Origin of the sequence: Lishizhenia sp., assembly GCF_033720595.1 — a bacterium.
Lineage (GTDB): Bacteria > Bacteroidota > Bacteroidia > Flavobacteriales_D > Crocinitomicaceae > Lishizhenia.
The window spans coordinates 1-16,503 of the sequence record NZ_JAWWCF010000053.1; the positions used below are offsets into that span (position 1 = coordinate 1).

General features: G+C 37.5%; 11 protein-coding genes and 1 pseudogene. 10 read left to right on the plus strand and 2 right to left on the minus strand.

Translation table 11 applies throughout. The annotated features are described in order from the left end of the window. Positions 1 to 256: pseudogene (locus R3333_RS05560) on the minus strand (N-acetylmuramic acid 6-phosphate etherase); the annotation flags it as partial. A 157-nt stretch (positions 257 to 413) separates the two neighbouring features. Between R3333_RS05560 and R3333_RS05565 the strand changes: the two are divergent. Beyond that, positions 414 to 1,649 (plus strand): hypothetical protein, encoded by a 1,236-nt coding sequence (locus R3333_RS05565; protein WP_318957799.1) that lies wholly within the window; start codon positions 414 to 416, stop codon positions 1,647 to 1,649. 317 nt (positions 1,650 to 1,966) lie between these two features. Here R3333_RS05565 and R3333_RS05570 read toward each other — a convergent pair whose 3' ends face one another. Next, positions 1,967 to 2,509, minus strand: a complete 543-nt coding sequence (locus tag R3333_RS05570; RefSeq protein ID WP_318957800.1) for a hypothetical protein — start codon at positions 2,507 to 2,509, stop codon at positions 1,967 to 1,969. A 234-nt stretch (positions 2,510 to 2,743) separates the two neighbouring features. Between R3333_RS05570 and R3333_RS05575 the strand changes: the two genes are divergently transcribed. From R3333_RS05575 to R3333_RS05615, 9 genes are all read left to right on the plus strand, one after another. Further along, complete coding sequence (locus R3333_RS05575) at positions 2,744 to 3,859, plus strand: efflux RND transporter periplasmic adaptor subunit (protein ID WP_318957801.1); 1,116 nt, start codon at positions 2,744 to 2,746, stop codon at positions 3,857 to 3,859. Between the two features lie 3 nt (positions 3,860 to 3,862). After that, the gene (locus R3333_RS05580; RefSeq protein ID WP_318957802.1) at positions 3,863 to 7,231 is read left to right on the plus strand and encodes an efflux RND transporter permease subunit; all 3,369 of its coding nucleotides are present in this window, start codon (positions 3,863 to 3,865) and stop codon (positions 7,229 to 7,231) included. A 4-nt stretch (positions 7,232 to 7,235) separates the two neighbouring features. Then, positions 7,236 to 8,573 (plus strand): TolC family protein, encoded by a 1,338-nt coding sequence (locus tag R3333_RS05585; protein WP_318957803.1) that lies wholly within the window; start codon positions 7,236 to 7,238, stop codon positions 8,571 to 8,573. Between the two features lie 78 nt (positions 8,574 to 8,651). After that, a complete protein-coding gene (gene guaB, locus R3333_RS05590; RefSeq protein WP_318957804.1) occupies positions 8,652 to 10,121 on the plus strand; it encodes an IMP dehydrogenase in 1,470 nt (489 codons plus the stop codon). Between the two features lie 144 nt (positions 10,122 to 10,265). Then, complete coding sequence (locus tag R3333_RS05595) at positions 10,266 to 12,209, plus strand: peptidylprolyl isomerase (RefSeq protein WP_318957805.1); 1,944 nt, start codon at positions 10,266 to 10,268, stop codon at positions 12,207 to 12,209. Continuing rightward, positions 12,199 to 13,062 carry a hypothetical protein gene (locus R3333_RS05600; protein ID WP_318957806.1) on the plus strand — a complete coding sequence of 288 codons (864 nt, stop codon included), beginning with the start codon at positions 12,199 to 12,201 and terminating at the stop codon, positions 13,060 to 13,062. Before R3333_RS05595 ends, R3333_RS05600 begins: the two co-directional genes overlap by 11 nt. Continuing rightward, positions 13,037 to 14,404: a peptidylprolyl isomerase gene (locus R3333_RS05605; protein ID WP_318957807.1), complete on the plus strand. Its 1,368-nt coding sequence runs from the start codon at positions 13,037 to 13,039 to the stop codon at positions 14,402 to 14,404. The genes R3333_RS05600 and R3333_RS05605 overlap by 26 nt, the downstream gene beginning before the upstream one ends. A gap of 33 nt (positions 14,405 to 14,437) precedes the next feature. After that, entirely contained in the window at positions 14,438 to 15,391 is a 954-nt protein-coding gene (locus R3333_RS05610; protein ID WP_318957808.1) for a MoxR family ATPase, read from the plus strand. Positions 15,392 to 15,451: 60 nt separating this feature from the next. Further along, on the plus strand, positions 15,452 to 16,503 hold a 1,052-nt coding region (locus R3333_RS05615; protein ID WP_318957809.1), incomplete at its 3' end, for a TonB-dependent receptor.

Here is a 16,503-nt window from a genome sequence, read left to right on the forward strand (position 1 = left end):
CCCCAAAGGTAGGCGGGCACTCCGAAGCATCTACAACGCCTAACCTACCGCTCGTACCCGCACCGATATAAAAAAGACGTCCACCTTTTTTCATTTTCTCCGCACAAGCATCTACAAAAGCTGAAATTTCAGGTACTATTTTCTGAACAGCTAGGGCTACCTTTTGATCTTCTCGATTGATATTCTCCAATAATTCTTGAGAAGTCATCTTTTCTAAACCATCATATAAACTATCGCTTTCTGTAATCTTGCTCATGCTTTGAATTTTGGGCCAAATTACAAAAGTTCCGCTCACGTCAAATTCCTTACGTTTAAATAAATAAACATCTCAGTATGAAGAACTAATTGCATATTCCATCCATCTTCAGGTATTTATGTGCATTTTTGCACAATAAAAGCATTTTTCTGTTAAAATGAGACTTCAACTTCTTGTATTCGCGTTGGTTACCTTACAATCTGTTTTTGGCCAGGTTCAAGACAGTACGAAAACGGTAAAAGTATTTATTGACTGCCCGGGTTGTGATAAAAATTACTTCCGAAGTAATCTTCCTTATGCTACCCTTGTGCGCGATAGATATGTTGCAGATTGTCACGTTCAATTCTTCTCACAACGCACAGGATCTGGAGGCTCTAAATATGAATTTCACTTTATAGGTCTAAATAAATACAGTAGTATCGTAGATACACTTCACTTTTCTGTTCCCAATAATACAACAGCCCATGAGTTGCGCAAGAAGCAACTCCACTATCTTAAAATTGGACTGGTTAGTTTTTGGGTAAAAAACAATACCACAGACCATATTGCCGTAATGTTACAGCAACAAGCCGTGCAGCCAGAAAAACCTAAAGACAAATGGAAAAACTGGGTTTTCTCTATCAACACAAGCATTTATACAGATGGTCAGGCAGCCTATACTAACTTCAGCAACAACAACTCTGTTTCTGCAGAAAGAGTGAGAGAGCAAGATAGAATTGACGTGGGCGGATGGTACAATTACCAGCGTAAAAAATACATTTTATCGGATCCTGACACAGTGGTCTACAACATTCAAAAATCGAATGCGGTTGATTTAACCTACACACGCGCCTTGAGCAATAACTTATCGGCAGGTGCTTTTACAAATGCGGGATCCTCTATATACAACAACTACGATTTTTACGGAACCTTAAAGGGTGCTTTGGAATACAACATTTACGATTACGCAGAATCGAACAACAAACAAATAAGATTGGGGTATAAAATTGGACCACGTTTCAATGACTACATAGATACAACCGTTTATAACCAAATTGAGGAATTGCTGTGGCAACAAACTTTAAGTACCGACATGAAGTTCAAAAAGCCATGGGGTAACATTAGCTACTCTGTAAGCTGGAACAACTACATGAACGATCTTCAACTCAATTCATTAAACAACTGGGTAAGTTTAAACATCCGTGTTTTCAAAGGACTTAGCTGGCGTATGAGCGGAAGTTTCCGTATTATTAAAGACCAAGTAAACCTAGAACGTGGGGAAGCGAGTTACGAAGAAGTATTACTACAACAAACGCAGTTAGCCACCGCTTATAACTACTGGTTAAGCACTGGACTAAGTTTTACCTTTGGAAGTATATACAACGATGTAGTTAACCCAAGGTTTGGTTACTAATTCCTTACCGTTTAATCAATCAAAATATCCCTTAAGAGTTTATTCAAAAATCAAGCAAACTTCTGCTGTATATTTGAGATATACACAACGAATATCTGTAGTAAGTAATTTTCGTTTGTTTTTGGTTTTTAGTACATATAAGTGCTTTTCCTGATTTGAATCTTGTTATAAACAGTATTCAGATCAGGTTTTTTTATGCCCTAATCTAAAACTCAAAAAAAACGCCTGCATTAAATACAGACGTTTCATTATTTGAGACAAGTATAGCAAGCAATAAGCTAAGGACTTATTGTTCCGATATTCGATTGAAGGGTAAATTACCCCACCATTTTATAACGCTTAAAGAAAGCGTCCCAGTTCCAAACAAAACTATCCATCACCTCATCCATTCTTTTCAAGAACAATGGGTTTGGACATTTCATTTTCTTAAAGTAACCATCCTGGTACTCATTCAATTGGTATTTATGAAACATCCCTTTACTCATTGCATAGTGCATGTTTTTTGAAGGGTGATTAACACGCGCCATAAACTTCTTATAGTTGTTTAAATGCGTATCAAAAACATCCTTGCTCATACCAAAAATGTCTGCAAACTTCTCTTTAATCAAGTTCTCTAAATCCGCACATTGCTGTGGGTCGAAGTGATCTCCTAAAAAGCTAAGGTTTGCCACAATTACAATCATTGTAAAATGACCGTCAGAATAGTTCTCTAAATCAGGAACTGTAACAAATGCTGGGTCTTCTTTAATGAGCTCAACGACCTCATCAAAACCTTTATCCACACAATCCAGCATAGCATTAACAAATACATTTGCTAATTGCTCATCTGAAAGTTTTCTTCTGAATAGTGTTTTTAACATTGCGTTACGTTTACCTACGTTTAAGACAAAGTTAAAGAAGAATGAAGCCTTTAAAATAAGGGGTTCCGCATCTTTATCAACGAAGTTATTAACAACCCAAAACGTTTATAACACGGTTTTCGTTAAAAAATGATTACCTCTCGAAAGCACATTTCACCTTTGATAGAAAAATAATAGGTAGTTCAACACCGAAAGACTTATTTTTAACACAAATAACTCACAACATAGCTTGAAATGAAAGTAAGAAACATTGTGCTGATCATCCTCGGAATTATATTAATTGGTTTGGTATATGGACCAATTATCTCAAAAGGAAAAGGTCCAAAAACAGAAATCAGCAAGAAAACGGCTACTATAGTCCCGGTAATTATTGCGAAAAATTATTTAGCACAAGTTGAATACGAAGCTTACGGACAAGTTACTCCGTATACAGAAATCAATGTTGTTTTTGAGGTTCAAGGAAAATTATTAAAGGGAGATAAAAAACTAAAACCTGGACATAGCTTTAAGAAAGGAAGTGTACTTTATCGAGTAGATCAATCCGAAGAGTTATACACCATTTATTCGCGCAGGTCAGCCTTCAACTCCATGTTGGTTAATTTATTAGCAGATATAGAACTTGATTTCCCTAGTGAGTTAGAAAAATGGAAAAGGTTTACCAACGCTATTAACGATAAGGAAGCTCTTCCGGAATTACCAACTTTCAATTCAGATAAAGAAAAAAGATTCATTAACAGTAGAAACATTGCCACAGAATACTACAATATTAAATCTGCCGAAACACGTTTAAATAAATACGTATACCGAGCACCCTTTGACGGGACAGTTGTTGAAACTTTCGCAGAAGAAGGATCTTATGTATCTCCTGCAACAAGCATTGCACGCATTGTTAAGACAGGTGATTACGAAGTAAAGGTTCCCATTAAAAAAGAAGAATTAAATCACTTTACAAGTGCTCAAAAACTATGGTTCATCTCTCCGAACAAAGATACAGTTGGTTTAGGTAAAATTATTCGTACCTCAAATGTGGTAAACCAACAAACGCAGAGTATAGATACTTACCTTTCTATTTCGCCGGTGAACGGACACAAAGTATATCAAGGTGATTTCTTGAATTTAGTGTGTGCAGAGAAATTGGAAATGGAAACAGTTACGCTTCCGCATACAGCATTAGAGAATAATAAAGTACAGTATTTAAAAGACAGTACTTTACACAGTCTTGAAATTAAAAACTTTGGATACAAGGGAGATAGCTTATTAATAGCAGAAATACCAGAAAACACAAAAGTGTTATGTACCTACCTCCAAAACCCGAAAGCTGATACAAAATACGAAGCTGTAGAAAAATAAGTTATGAGAAACATTATAAACTTCTTTATCAAAAAGCCAATTTGGGCCAATGCCATAATTGCACTTGTCTTGATGTTTGGACTGTGGTCTCTCTTCAGCTTGAACAGTTCGTTCTTTCCAGAGCTAGATCCCAACCAAATCAACATTACGGTTACTTACCCTGGGGCCTCTCCTAAGGAAATGGAAGATGGTATTACCATTAAAATTGAACAAGCAGTAAAAGGTCTACAAGACATTGAGCACATAGATGCAAGTTCTTCAGAAAACTTTGCAACCATTAGCATTCAAGCCTACTCTGATGCTAACATGGATGACCTATTGAGTGATGTTGAAAATGCAGTTAACTCTATTAATAGTTTTCCCGCGGGGGCAGAAAAGCCAATAATTACGCGACTTAAAACCAATGGGATGTCAAGTGTTGTAGCTTTTGTAGGGGTTACAGCCAAAGACCCTAGTATTAAACGCACGGATTTGGCAGAAATGGCCAACAAAATAGAACGCGACCTATTGAATACAAAAGTGATTACACAAATCACCAAGCAAGGTTTTCCAGAAAAAGAAATCAGCATTAACATACGAGAGAATGACCTGTTACGCTACAACATTTCTATGGAAGAAATTGCTGCTAAGGTAGGAGCATTGAACAATGACATTACAGCTGGGATGATTCGCGGGGGCGCGGAAGAAATGTCTATCCGTTACAACAGTAGAACAACAAAAGTTAGAGAGATTGGTGAATTCATCATCAGGACAATGCCTTCTGGAGAATCTGTTCGTTTAAAAGATTTGGCTGACGTTACCTTAGGTTTTTCCGAAAACTCACAAACTTCAACCTTTAATGGTTCTCCTTCTATTTCTTTTCAAATTGAAAAAACTTTAGATGAGGATTTATCCATGATTTCTGAAGAGGTTTATGCCTATAAAGACAAATTCAATAAAGAACATAAAGACTACTCTTTTGAGGTGTATTACGAGTTTGATTCACTTTTAAAACAGCGTATTGACCTCCTAACAGAAAATGGAATGTTTGGATTGGTTCTCGTGCTCCTGGCATTAGGTCTTTTCTTAAACGTACGCTTAAGTGCTTGGGTAGCATTCGGTATCCCCTTCTCTTTCTTAGGAATGTTCATTCTGGGAATGGCCTATGGAATCACAATTAACATGATTTCCTTATTCGGTATGATACTGGTTGTAGGTATTCTAGTGGATGATGGAATTGTTATTGCCGAAAATATTTACAGTCACTACGAAAAAGGAAAATCGGCATCTAAAGCAGCAATAGATGGTACCATGGAAGTTTTACCTTCTGTATTTACCTCTGTACTCACAACTATGGTAGCTTTTTCTGTTTTGCTTTTTGTAGAAGGTTTAGAAATGATGCGTGAAATGGCCTTTGTGGTAATCTCATGTCTTGTATTCTCTCTTGTAGAAGCCTTCTTAGTACTCCCCTCCCACTTAGCCTCACCCAAAGTATTAAATGATAAAAATGAAACGAGTATAAAAATGCCTGTAGGTATAATACTCATGCTAATAGGTTTTGGTCTTATTTATCTAGGAGCTCATTTACTACCTACTGAATTAAGTTATACAACGGGGCTCATACCTTTCACCTTCATGATATTGGGTGCAGGACTTTTCTACTACGCCTACACGAAGTCTCCAGCAGAAAATGGTGTACGTAAAGGAATCAATTTATTCATCAGGTTCATTCGTGATAAAGCATTTGCAGATATGTTACAGCTGTTCATGGGGGTGCGTTGGAAGAAAGCCTACAGATTGAGTTTTTTCTTTCCTTTCGCCTTTGTGATAAGTGTTATCATGCTTTTTCAATCAGGTAAAATTGCATTTACCTTTTTCCCGAACATTCCGCCTGATTTCTTTAATGTTGAAGTAGCCTTTACTCCTGGGGACAACGAAGCACAAACGGATAAATTCCTAAAAAAAGCTACAGAGATACTCATGGAAGAAAATGAACGTATTATCGCTGAAACAGGTGATACTATGTTAACCTATTACACAACGAACATAGGTGCTACCATGAACATAGGTCAAGCCGGAAACCACACAGGAATGTTGAGTATTTATTACGAGGGTGAAGATGCAAAATACCCAGTGGACACGCTAATGAACCGTATCACTCGTCGAGTTAAAGCCACAGATATTGGTAAATTAAGCAGCGAAATATTCGTGGGTTCTTTTGGTCGATTTGGAGCTGATATTGAATTTGGTCTTTCTTCTCAAGACAACATGGAATTAGAGTTGGCCAAAGAAATGTTCAGGTCAGAATTAGAAAATAAAAAAGGGGTTGCCAACGTAAAAGACAACATGCCTCCAGGTAGACAAGAGGTATTCATTGAGTTATTACCACAAGCTGAAATCTACGGAATTGGAAAAGCGCAAGTCATCGCCCAAATAAGAAACGGATTCTTTGGTCGTGAAGCGCAGCGCATAATTATCGGTAATGATGAAGTTAAAATCTGGGTACGTTATCCTCAACAAGATAGAAGCTCTTTATCTGACCTGAAAAAAATGCGCATCAAACTACCCGATGGTACCGCCGTTCCTCTAACAAGTATTGCAAGCTTTTCAATGGGACGTGGACCTGTAAGTTTGAAGCGAAGAGATGGTCAACGCCAAGTTAAAGTAGATGCAAAATGTCTCTTCCCTGATAGCGTTGCGGTATTTAACCAAGCAATCATCAAAGACATTATACCAAAAGTTGAAGCTTTACACCCTTCTGTGAGCTTTAGTAAACTAGGGCAGTTCGAGAGAAGTCAGAAAACAGGGAACTCAATGGCTTACATGACCATGATCGTTTTAGTGGTAATGATTATGATTGTCATGCTACACTTTACCTCGCTCTATCAATCTTTCCTCATCATGTTGGTTATACCAGCAGGGATTGCAGGAGCAATATTAGGGCACGGAATTGTTGGAATCCCTGTTTCAATTTTAAGTTTGTTTGGGATGATTGCCCTACTTGGAGTACTCATCAACGATGCCGTAGTATTCTTAGACAGACACAACCAATTGATAGCAGAAGGATACACCTCGAGAGCAGCTGTATACGAAGCAGCCATTTCTAGATTCCGTCCCATTCTGTTAACAACCATTACAACGGTTAGTGGACTTCTTCCTTTAATAGCTGAAAAAAGTATGCAGGCTCAATTCCTTATCCCCATGGCAGTTTCCATCGCCTTCGGTGTATTATTCGGAACCTTCTTCATTTTGCTATGTTTTCCTGTAGCTATACTCTTTGGGAATGATGTAAAACGTACCTTCCACTGGTTGAGGAGAGGTAAATTGGTGAGTCATGAAGAAATTGAAACAGCCAACAAGGTGAACAAACATATAGAAGCACAAGATCTTTAAGAACATGAAATACATAGGATATCTATTCGTACTTTTCCTTTTTCCTTCGTTGGGAATAACACAGGAAACATTAAGCGCTCGTGACGCTGTACTCTTGGCGTTAGAACACAACTACTCTCTACAAATTGCCGAGAACAGGGTGGACATTGCCGAGAAAAACAACTCGTGGTCAGAAGCCGGGCTCTTCCCTACCGTAACGCTAAATGCAGGTGCCAACTTTGCGTTGCAGGACAACTCCAACAACCCTATTAGTTTCGTTCAGGAATCTATTATCAATCAGAACTTCAATCCCTCTGTGAACGTAAACTGGAATTTGTTTACTGGTTTGGGGATAAAAATCACGAAGGAAAGATTGGCCTTACTGGAGCAACAAAGCAACGGTAACTTAATGGCGGAAATTGAAAACATCGCTTTAGAAGTTCTAAAAGCATACAATTCCATCTTATTAGAAGAGCAAAAACTAAAAGTATATCAATCTGTACTGAAGTATTCTCGTGAACAATACGAGTATTACCAGCTCAAAGAAGAATATGGTCAGAGCAGTAGTTTGGAAACTTTTCAATTCAGAAATCAATTATTTGCCGACTCGGTTACAGTGATTCAACAAGAGGTCAACATTAAAAACGCCAAGCGTAATCTATTGGTACTAATGAACGTAAAAGACGCCATGTCATTAGAGCAATTTCCCAGTTTAACAGATTCTTTGAGCACTCCAATGTCTGCCATAGACAGGCAAGAAGTGCTAAGTAACTTAAACAGCAACAATCAAAATTTACGCAACCAGTTCTTGGCCATAGAATTGCAGAAGAAAATGATAGACTATCAGCGTTCTTTTTTATACCCAGTGGTATCTTTACAAGCGGCTGCAAGTCCTTCGTGGGGTAATGTACGTTTTGCTGGGAGTCCAGACCAATCTATAGGAACACAATCCATTGTGTACTCAACAGGACTTAACGTAAGATATAACCTCTTCAACAATTACAAAACCAAGCGCGCAGTAGAAGTGGCTAAAATTGAAGCTGAGATCAGTGAGATGACCTATGACCAAATGCAAATACAGGTTGAAAACAATATCTTACAATTGTTCGATGCGTATTATGTACAAAATCAATTGGTAGATTTAAATGAGCAAAGTATGCTTTACGCGGAGAAAGCTTATGAGTTAGGGAAAGCCAAATATGCCCAAGGACTTATCAATAGTTTAGAGCTACAAAACTTAAGAAATAATTTTCTTAACGCAGCCTTAAGCTATAACGACGCTTTATTTAACAGGATGACCGTATATTTAGATATCTATAAAATTTCGGGACAACTACAATTGTCGTATAGTAACGAAAATTAAAAAATTGAACAAAAACCCAATAATTCCAAAAATTATTCCCTACTTTTGCGGGAATTTATTTACCAAATAGGTTCGTTTATGTCACTTCAAGATATCAGTAAAGTTAGAGAGGGTTTAACCTACGATGACGTTTTACTAACTCCAGCATTTTCACAAGTACTTCCACGCGATGTAAAGTTGGAAAGCAAAATCACAAGAAACATTTCTGTTAACACACCTATCGTTGCCGCAGCAATGGATACAGTAACAGAGGCTAATCTAGCAATTGCTATTGCACAAACTGGAGGTATCGGTGTAGTTCACAAGAACATGAGCATAGAGCTTCAAGCATTAGAAGTTCGTAAGGTTAAGCGTTCTGAAAGCGGAATGATCTTAGACCCTGTTACCTTAAAAGAAGATGCATTGGTAAAAGATGCACTTTTCTTAATGAAGGAAAATAAAATTGGAGGTATTCCTGTAGTAGACGATCAAGGTTTATTAAAAGGAATTGTTACCAACAGAGATTTACGTTTCGAAAAAGAAAAGAATAGACCTGTTGCAGAAGTAATGACATCTGAGAATGTGATTACTGCAAAAGATGGTACAGACTTATCTGTAGCTGAAGGAATTCTTCAAGCACACAAAATTGAAAAGTTACCTGTAGTAGACGACAACAACAAATTAGTTGGATTGATTACTTACAGAGACATCATAAAAGTTAAAGAACACCCTAATTCTTGTAAAGACCAATTTGGAAGATTAAGAGTAGCAGCTGCAGTAGGTGTTACTGCTGATACTTTGGAAAGAGTTACAGCATTAGTAGAGGCAGGAGTTGATGCTATCGTTATCGATACAGCTCACGGTCATACAATGGGTGTTGTAGACAAATTAAAAGAGGTTAAAGCAAAATTCCCAACCTTAGAAGTAATTGTAGGAAACATTGCAACTGCCGAAGCAGCCAAGTTCTTGGTTGAAGCAGGAGCTGACGCAGTGAAAGTAGGAATTGGTCCTGGGTCAATTTGTACTACACGTATCATCGCTGGTGTAGGTGTACCGCAATTAACTGCAGTAAACGATGTAGCCAGAGCATTAGAAGGAACAGGAGTTCCAGTTATCGCAGATGGTGGTATCCGTTACACAGGAGATATTGTTAAAGCTATTGCAGCAGGTGCAGATATCGTAATGGTTGGTTCTATGTTCGCAGGAACAGAAGAGTCTCCAGGAGAAACTATCATCTACCAAGGAAGAAAATTCAAAGCCTACAGAGGTATGGGATCTTTAGAAGCTATGCAAAAAGGTTCGAAAGACAGATACTTCCAAGATGCTGAAGACGATGTTAAGAAACTAGTTCCAGAAGGAATCTCTGGACGTGTAGCTTACAAAGGACACTTAAAAGAAGTAGTTTACCAAATCATTGGTGGATTGAGAGCAGGTATGGGATACTGTGGTGCGCCGAGCATAGATAAGTTGAAAGGTGCTGATTTTGTCCGCATCACCAACGCAGGTATGCAAGAGTCTCACCCTCACGATGTAACCATCACACGAGAAGCTCCAAACTACAGCAAATAATATTAAAAAAAGACCAATCAAACGATTGGTCTTTTTTTTGCAAAATAAATATTGATTTCGTTCGTATTTATCAATCGAAAATTTAATTTTGGTAAACCTTAAACCATAGGCCTTTTGGCACTTAATAAAACGATACTATAAATTATGAAGAAATTAGTAGGATTATCTTTCTCCTTGTTATTAGCAGGATTAACTTGGGCTCAAAATGACCCGGTAATAATGACTGTTAATGGTCAGAAAATTTATAAATCAGAATTTCTCCAATCCTATTTAAAAAATAATGATTCACCAAGCTATGCGAAAGACTCTCTAGAGCTTTACGCAAAACGTTACAGTGATTTTAAATTAAAAGTTGCTGAAGCCGAAGCTATGGGACTCGATACTATCCCGGCCTTCGTTAAGGAATTACAGGGATATGAAAGACAATTAGCTCTTCCCTATTTAGTAGATTCTGCACAGAATGAAATTCTGGTAAAAGAAGCCTACGATAGAATGCAAAAAGAAATTCGTGCTTCTCACATTTTAATTCGTGTAGGAGAAGATGCTTCACCACATGATACTTTAAAAGCTTACAATAGAATTATAAATCTGCGTCGCAGAATATTGTCAGGAGAAGATTTCGCAAGTGTTGCCAATTCTAAATTTGGTTCAGAAGATCCATCTGTTGCCCAAAACAATGGAGACTTAGGTTACTTTACTGCTTTCCAAATGGTGTACCCGTTTGAGAACGCTGCATACAATACTCCAGAGGGAGAAGTTTCTATGCCTGTGCGTACAAAGTTTGGTTACCACATTTTAAAAATTACTGACGTAAGAGATGCACGCGGAACTATTTCTGCAGCACACATCTTAGTTTTAGCTCAAAAAGAAGAAGAACTTCAGGCGGCTAAAAATAAAATTGACTCTATCTACGCAAAATTAGAAAGAGGTGAAGATTGGTCTACACTAGCAAGAAAATACTCTGACGATCAAAGCTCAAGAAACAAAGGAGGTTTATTACCTGATTTTGGTTCTAGAACGAAACAACGTATGGTACCTGTTTTCGAAGATGAAGCATTTGCTTTAACAGAAGACGGACAATACTCTAAACCATTCAAAACGCAATTTGGTTACCACATCGTAAGACGTGTGAGTTGGAAGCCACTTCCTTCTTATGAGGAAATGGAACGCGAGTTATACAACAAAGTAAACCGCGACATGAGAGGTCAGCAAACACAAGCTTCTTTTGTAGAAAAATTGAAAAAAGAATACAACTTCACAGCAGGTGCGCAAACTGCACCAGCCTTGTTAAAAGGAGTGGTTGATTCATCTCTTTTTGAAGGAACATGGAAGTTCGATGGTACGAATGCAGATGCAGTAATCTTTAATTATGCCAACAAAGATTACACCCTGAATGACTTTGCTTCGTTCTTAGAAAACACACAGCGTAAGCAACCTATGAAAAACGTGGATGATTTTGTAGCAAAAGTTTATACGAACTGGGAAAGAACACAAATCATTGCATACGAAGAAAGCCAATTAAAAAACAAATACCCTGCATACAAACACTTAATGCAAGAATACCACGATGGAATATTGTTGTATGAAATCATGAAAGATGAAGTGTGGGACAAGGCGTCTAAAGACACTTTAGGGTTGAAAAATTACTACCAAGCCCACAGAGAAGATTACATCTTACCGAACAGATTAAACGCAAATGTATTCGAACTTTACAACAAGAAAGATGCGAAGAAAGCATACAAAATGTTGAAGAAAGGAGCAAGCATGGCAGATTTAGAAGCTGAATTCGGAAGTGAGTCTGATTTGCGTATGCGTGCCGATAGCTTGGTAATGAATACGGAAACTGACGAACGTATCAAAAACGAATCTTTATCACTAGGTTTAAACAAGGCGTACGAGGCAAACGGAAAATACTACGTAGTGGTAGTAAATGAAGAATTACCAAGTAGACCAAAAACCTATAAAGAAGCGAAAGGTGCAATCATCCAAGACTACCAAACACAATTGGAAAAAGCTTGGTTAGAAGAATTAAGAAAGAAACACGATATTGTAATTAATAAAGAGGTATTATTCAGCCTTGGTAGTTAAACACAAACATATCACATTTAGGGCTGTCATTTTCGGCAGCCTTTTCTGTTTTCTAGCAGCTTGTTCTTTTGGAGAAAAAGAACAGTGGGCTGCGGTAGAAAATGAAATCTTGACCAAAGAAGATGGTGAAGGTATGATGCGTGCTTTACAGTTAGACCCGAACAATAAAGAAGACAGAGATGGCTTTCTATTGGATTGGATAGCACAACAGGAATACGCCCTTTACTTAAAGGAGACACAACCCAACTTGTATTACGAAATCAAAGCACATAACGTAAAAGAAAGTGCTGATTTACTTAAGTTTCATATTGAAAGTGGTATGATAAAAAAGGCTTTGGCCAATGCATCCCCTTCTGAAGAAGAAATTTTAGCTTACTACAAAAAACACAGAAAAAACTTTAGTGACGAAATTTATTTAGTGAAAGCACTCTACTTAAAAGTAGCCCTGAATAAATTACGCAACTCCAACATTGACCAGCTTTACCTGTTAAAAAATGGTAAAGACAGGGAGGAAATAAAAAACTTTGCAAATCTTTACGCCACAAACTTCTATTTTGAGGAAAACAAGTGGATTGTGTTTGACGATTTAGTCCGTGAAATGCCCATAGAGGTGAACATTAAAGAGTTAATCGAGAGCAAAGGGAAAATTATTAGTAAAGACAATCAATTTGCTTACTACCTCAACATTTTAAGTTACAATACCAAAGAGGCTTTAAAACCGAATGCGCAAGAGCGCGAACTGATAGAAAAAAGAATTTTGGCACAAAAAGCCAAAAAGATAAGAGTTGAACTAAACGACTCGATAACAAAATTGATAGAAAATAGATATGAGATCAACATTTATACTAAGTAGTGTAGCCCTATTCATTAGCTTTTTTGCCGCTGCTCAACCCACTAGCATTGGAGGTACTGGGAAAGAAACGGTGGACAAAATTATAGGCCAGGTAGGTGACAATATTATTTTACTATCAGAGGTTAAAAACGAGGTAATACAAAGCGAAATCAATGGCGAAGGATTGGGCAACAATGCCAAGTGCTCCATTTTCGAAGACATGATGTATCAAAAGCTGCTTTTAAATCAGGCACAGCTAGATAGTATCGTAATCAATGATGAGCAAGTAAATGCCAACATGGAAAACCGTTTGAGAACCATAGAAGCACAAATTGGTTCGCGTGAAAAGTTAGAAGAGTTTTATGGGAAAACTTACGCGCAAATTAAAGACGAGTTTAGAGAAATCATCCGTGAGCGAATGATGGCCGAAGAAATGGAACGTCAAATTACAGCCAATATCGTTGTTACACCTCGTGAAATAGAAAAATTCTACAACTCTATCCCTAAGGATAGTTTGCCTTACATCAACCAGCAAATTGCTTTACAACAAATTGTAGTATATCCTGAAATTACAACAGAAGATAAAGCCAAAACTATTGCAGAACTCAACAAATGGCGAGATGAAATCATCAACGGTAAGAAAAGGTTTGAGTTGATGGCTAAAATCTACTCAGAAGACCCAGGAAGTGCACAAAAAGGTGGTTTATTAGAAGCTTCAAAAGGGATGATGGTAAAACCGTTCGAGGCTGCGGCCATGAACTTAAAACCCGGTGAAATTTCTGAAGTTTTCGAAACAGAATATGGTTTCCATATCGTTCAATTAATCGAAAGAAAAGGAAACGACTATACCTGCAGACATATTCTTCGTATTCCTGAAGTAAGTAACGAAAGTATTACCAAAGCTGCAGAAGTGATTGACGAATGCTACCAGCGTTTGCAACGTGCCGAAATCTCTTGGGATGAAGCTGTAAAATTATACTCAGAAGATAAAGAAACGAAACAAAATCATGGTAATGTAACAAACCCTTACACGGGAGATATATACTGGGATGTACAAAACATTAACCAAATAGACCCACAGATATTTACCGTTATCCAAGGTTTAAAGGTCGGGCAATACACGCAACCTGGTATCTATATCAATTACCAAAGTAGAAAAGAAGGTGTTCGTATTGTACGTTTGGCAGATCAAACCAAACCACACGTTGCGAATTTAGAAGATGACTACGCCTTTGTTAAGAAAGCTGCACAAGCAAGCAAAGAGCAAGAAGTAATTGGCGAATGGGTAGAAGAAAGCATAGAAAAAGCATACATAAAAATTGATCCCGATTTTAAGTCTTGTAACTTGAATTATAACTGGTAATCGTTATATTTAAACCTTAACAATTTCTATCATATGTCAGACGTACAAGCTATTAATAACCTCGTTGTTCAATACAAAGCTCTTAAAGAAGAAATACACAAAGTCATTATAGGTCAAGATGAAGTTGTAGACCAAGTTTTGATCAGTATTTTTTCACGTGGACACAGTTTATTGGTAGGTGTACCAGGTTTGGCCAAAACACTTTTGGTCAACACCATTGCGCAAACACTTGGTTTAGACTTTAACCGTATTCAGTTTACGCCAGACTTAATGCCCTCTGACATTATAGGATCGGAAATATTAGACGAGAGTAGAAATTTCAAATTTATAAAAGGACCTCTTTTCTCTAACGTTATTTTGGCCGATGAGATCAACAGAACTCCACCCAAAACACAAGCCGCATTGTTAGAAGCAATGCAAGAAAAAAGTATAACTGCAGCAGGTACTACCTATCAGTTAAACAAACCTTTCTTTGTATTGGCTACACAAAACCCTATTGAGCAAGAAGGAACCTATCCTCTACCCGAGGCGCAGTTAGACCGTTTCATGTTCAATATTTGGGTAGATTATCCTTCTTTTGCAGAAGAAATGGCCATTGTGAAAGCTACTACTTCTGACGAAAAAATTGACTTAAAACAAATTATGACCGGTGAGGAGATTGTACAATACCAAGAACTCATCCGTAAAATACCTGTGGCAGATAATGTGTTAGAATACGCCGTTAACTTGGTAAGTAAAACGCGTTATAACAATCCTAAAGCGCCCCAAATCACCAAAGATTTCATTTCTTGGGGAGCAGGTCCGCGTGCTTCACAGTATCTCATTGTAGGTGCTAAATGTCATGCAGCGTTGAAAGGAAAATATTCTCCAGACATAGAAGACGTGCAAGCTGTGGCTGTGCCTATCTTACGTCACCGTTTGGTGAAAAACTATAGAGCTGAAGCAGAAGGTTATACCATGGAAAAAATTATCGACGCTTTACTTTAAGATTTTCTTCCCCTTGATAGAATAATCTCAAGTTTTTGAAGTTATAGCTTCAGTTTTACTATGAAATTACTGCATCTTACTTTTTTATTAGTGCTAAGTTCTCTTGCTTGGGGACAAACTTCTACCGTTGAAGGACGTGTTGTAGATAAAGACAATGACGGATTCTATGGAGCCTATATTTTTGTGAAAGAAGACTCCTTAAAATTTAATACACGTTCTAATTCTGACGGATATTTTGACCTTACACTACCCAGTAATACTTCACTTACTATTATTGTACAAAATGAAGCAGAACGTTTTTCTTATCCTCTTGTTTTAAAAGAAGGTGAAAATAGAAAACTGTCTAAAACTAAATTCTCAGTACAAAATTATACAGCCGTAGATATTGCGGGAACCAAAAAGGAAAACATGACCAGTATTGATAAGATAGATATCAATGCCATTCCCATTCCTGGAGGTTCCGTTGAAAGAAGTTTGATTTACAGTACCGCTGCAAGTTCGAATAACGAGTTATCGAACAACTACAATGTTCGTGGAGGTAACTACAATGAAAATCTGGTTTATGTAAATGGTATTCAAATTTACAGACCTTTCCTTACCCGCAGTGGTCAACAAGAAGGTATGAGTTTCATCAATCCAGACTTTGTTGAGGATATATCTTTTAGTGCCGGAGGTTTTTCTGCCAATTACGGTGATCGATTAAGTTCTGTGCTAGATATTACTTATAAAAAACCAAGAGATTTTAAAGCTACGGCCAATGGTAGTTTACTGGGTGCAGCTTTCCACGTAGAAGATAAATTGAGCCCGAGACTTAATTTTATTGTTGGAGCAAGATATAGATCTAACGGTTACTTGTTAAATGCCTTACCCACAACAGGTGCTTACAACCCCATCTTTTTTGATGTTCAACTTTTGGCCAACTATGAAATTACTGAAAAACTAACGTGGAGTTTCTTAGGTCACCTCTCCTCTAACAATTATAGATTTGCTCCCGAAACGCAACAAACAAATTTTGGAACCATCAATGAAGCCTATAGGTTCAATGTTTATTTCGACGGACAAGAACAAACGCGTTTTCGAACTTTCACTGGAGCTACGAGCTTAAATTGGAA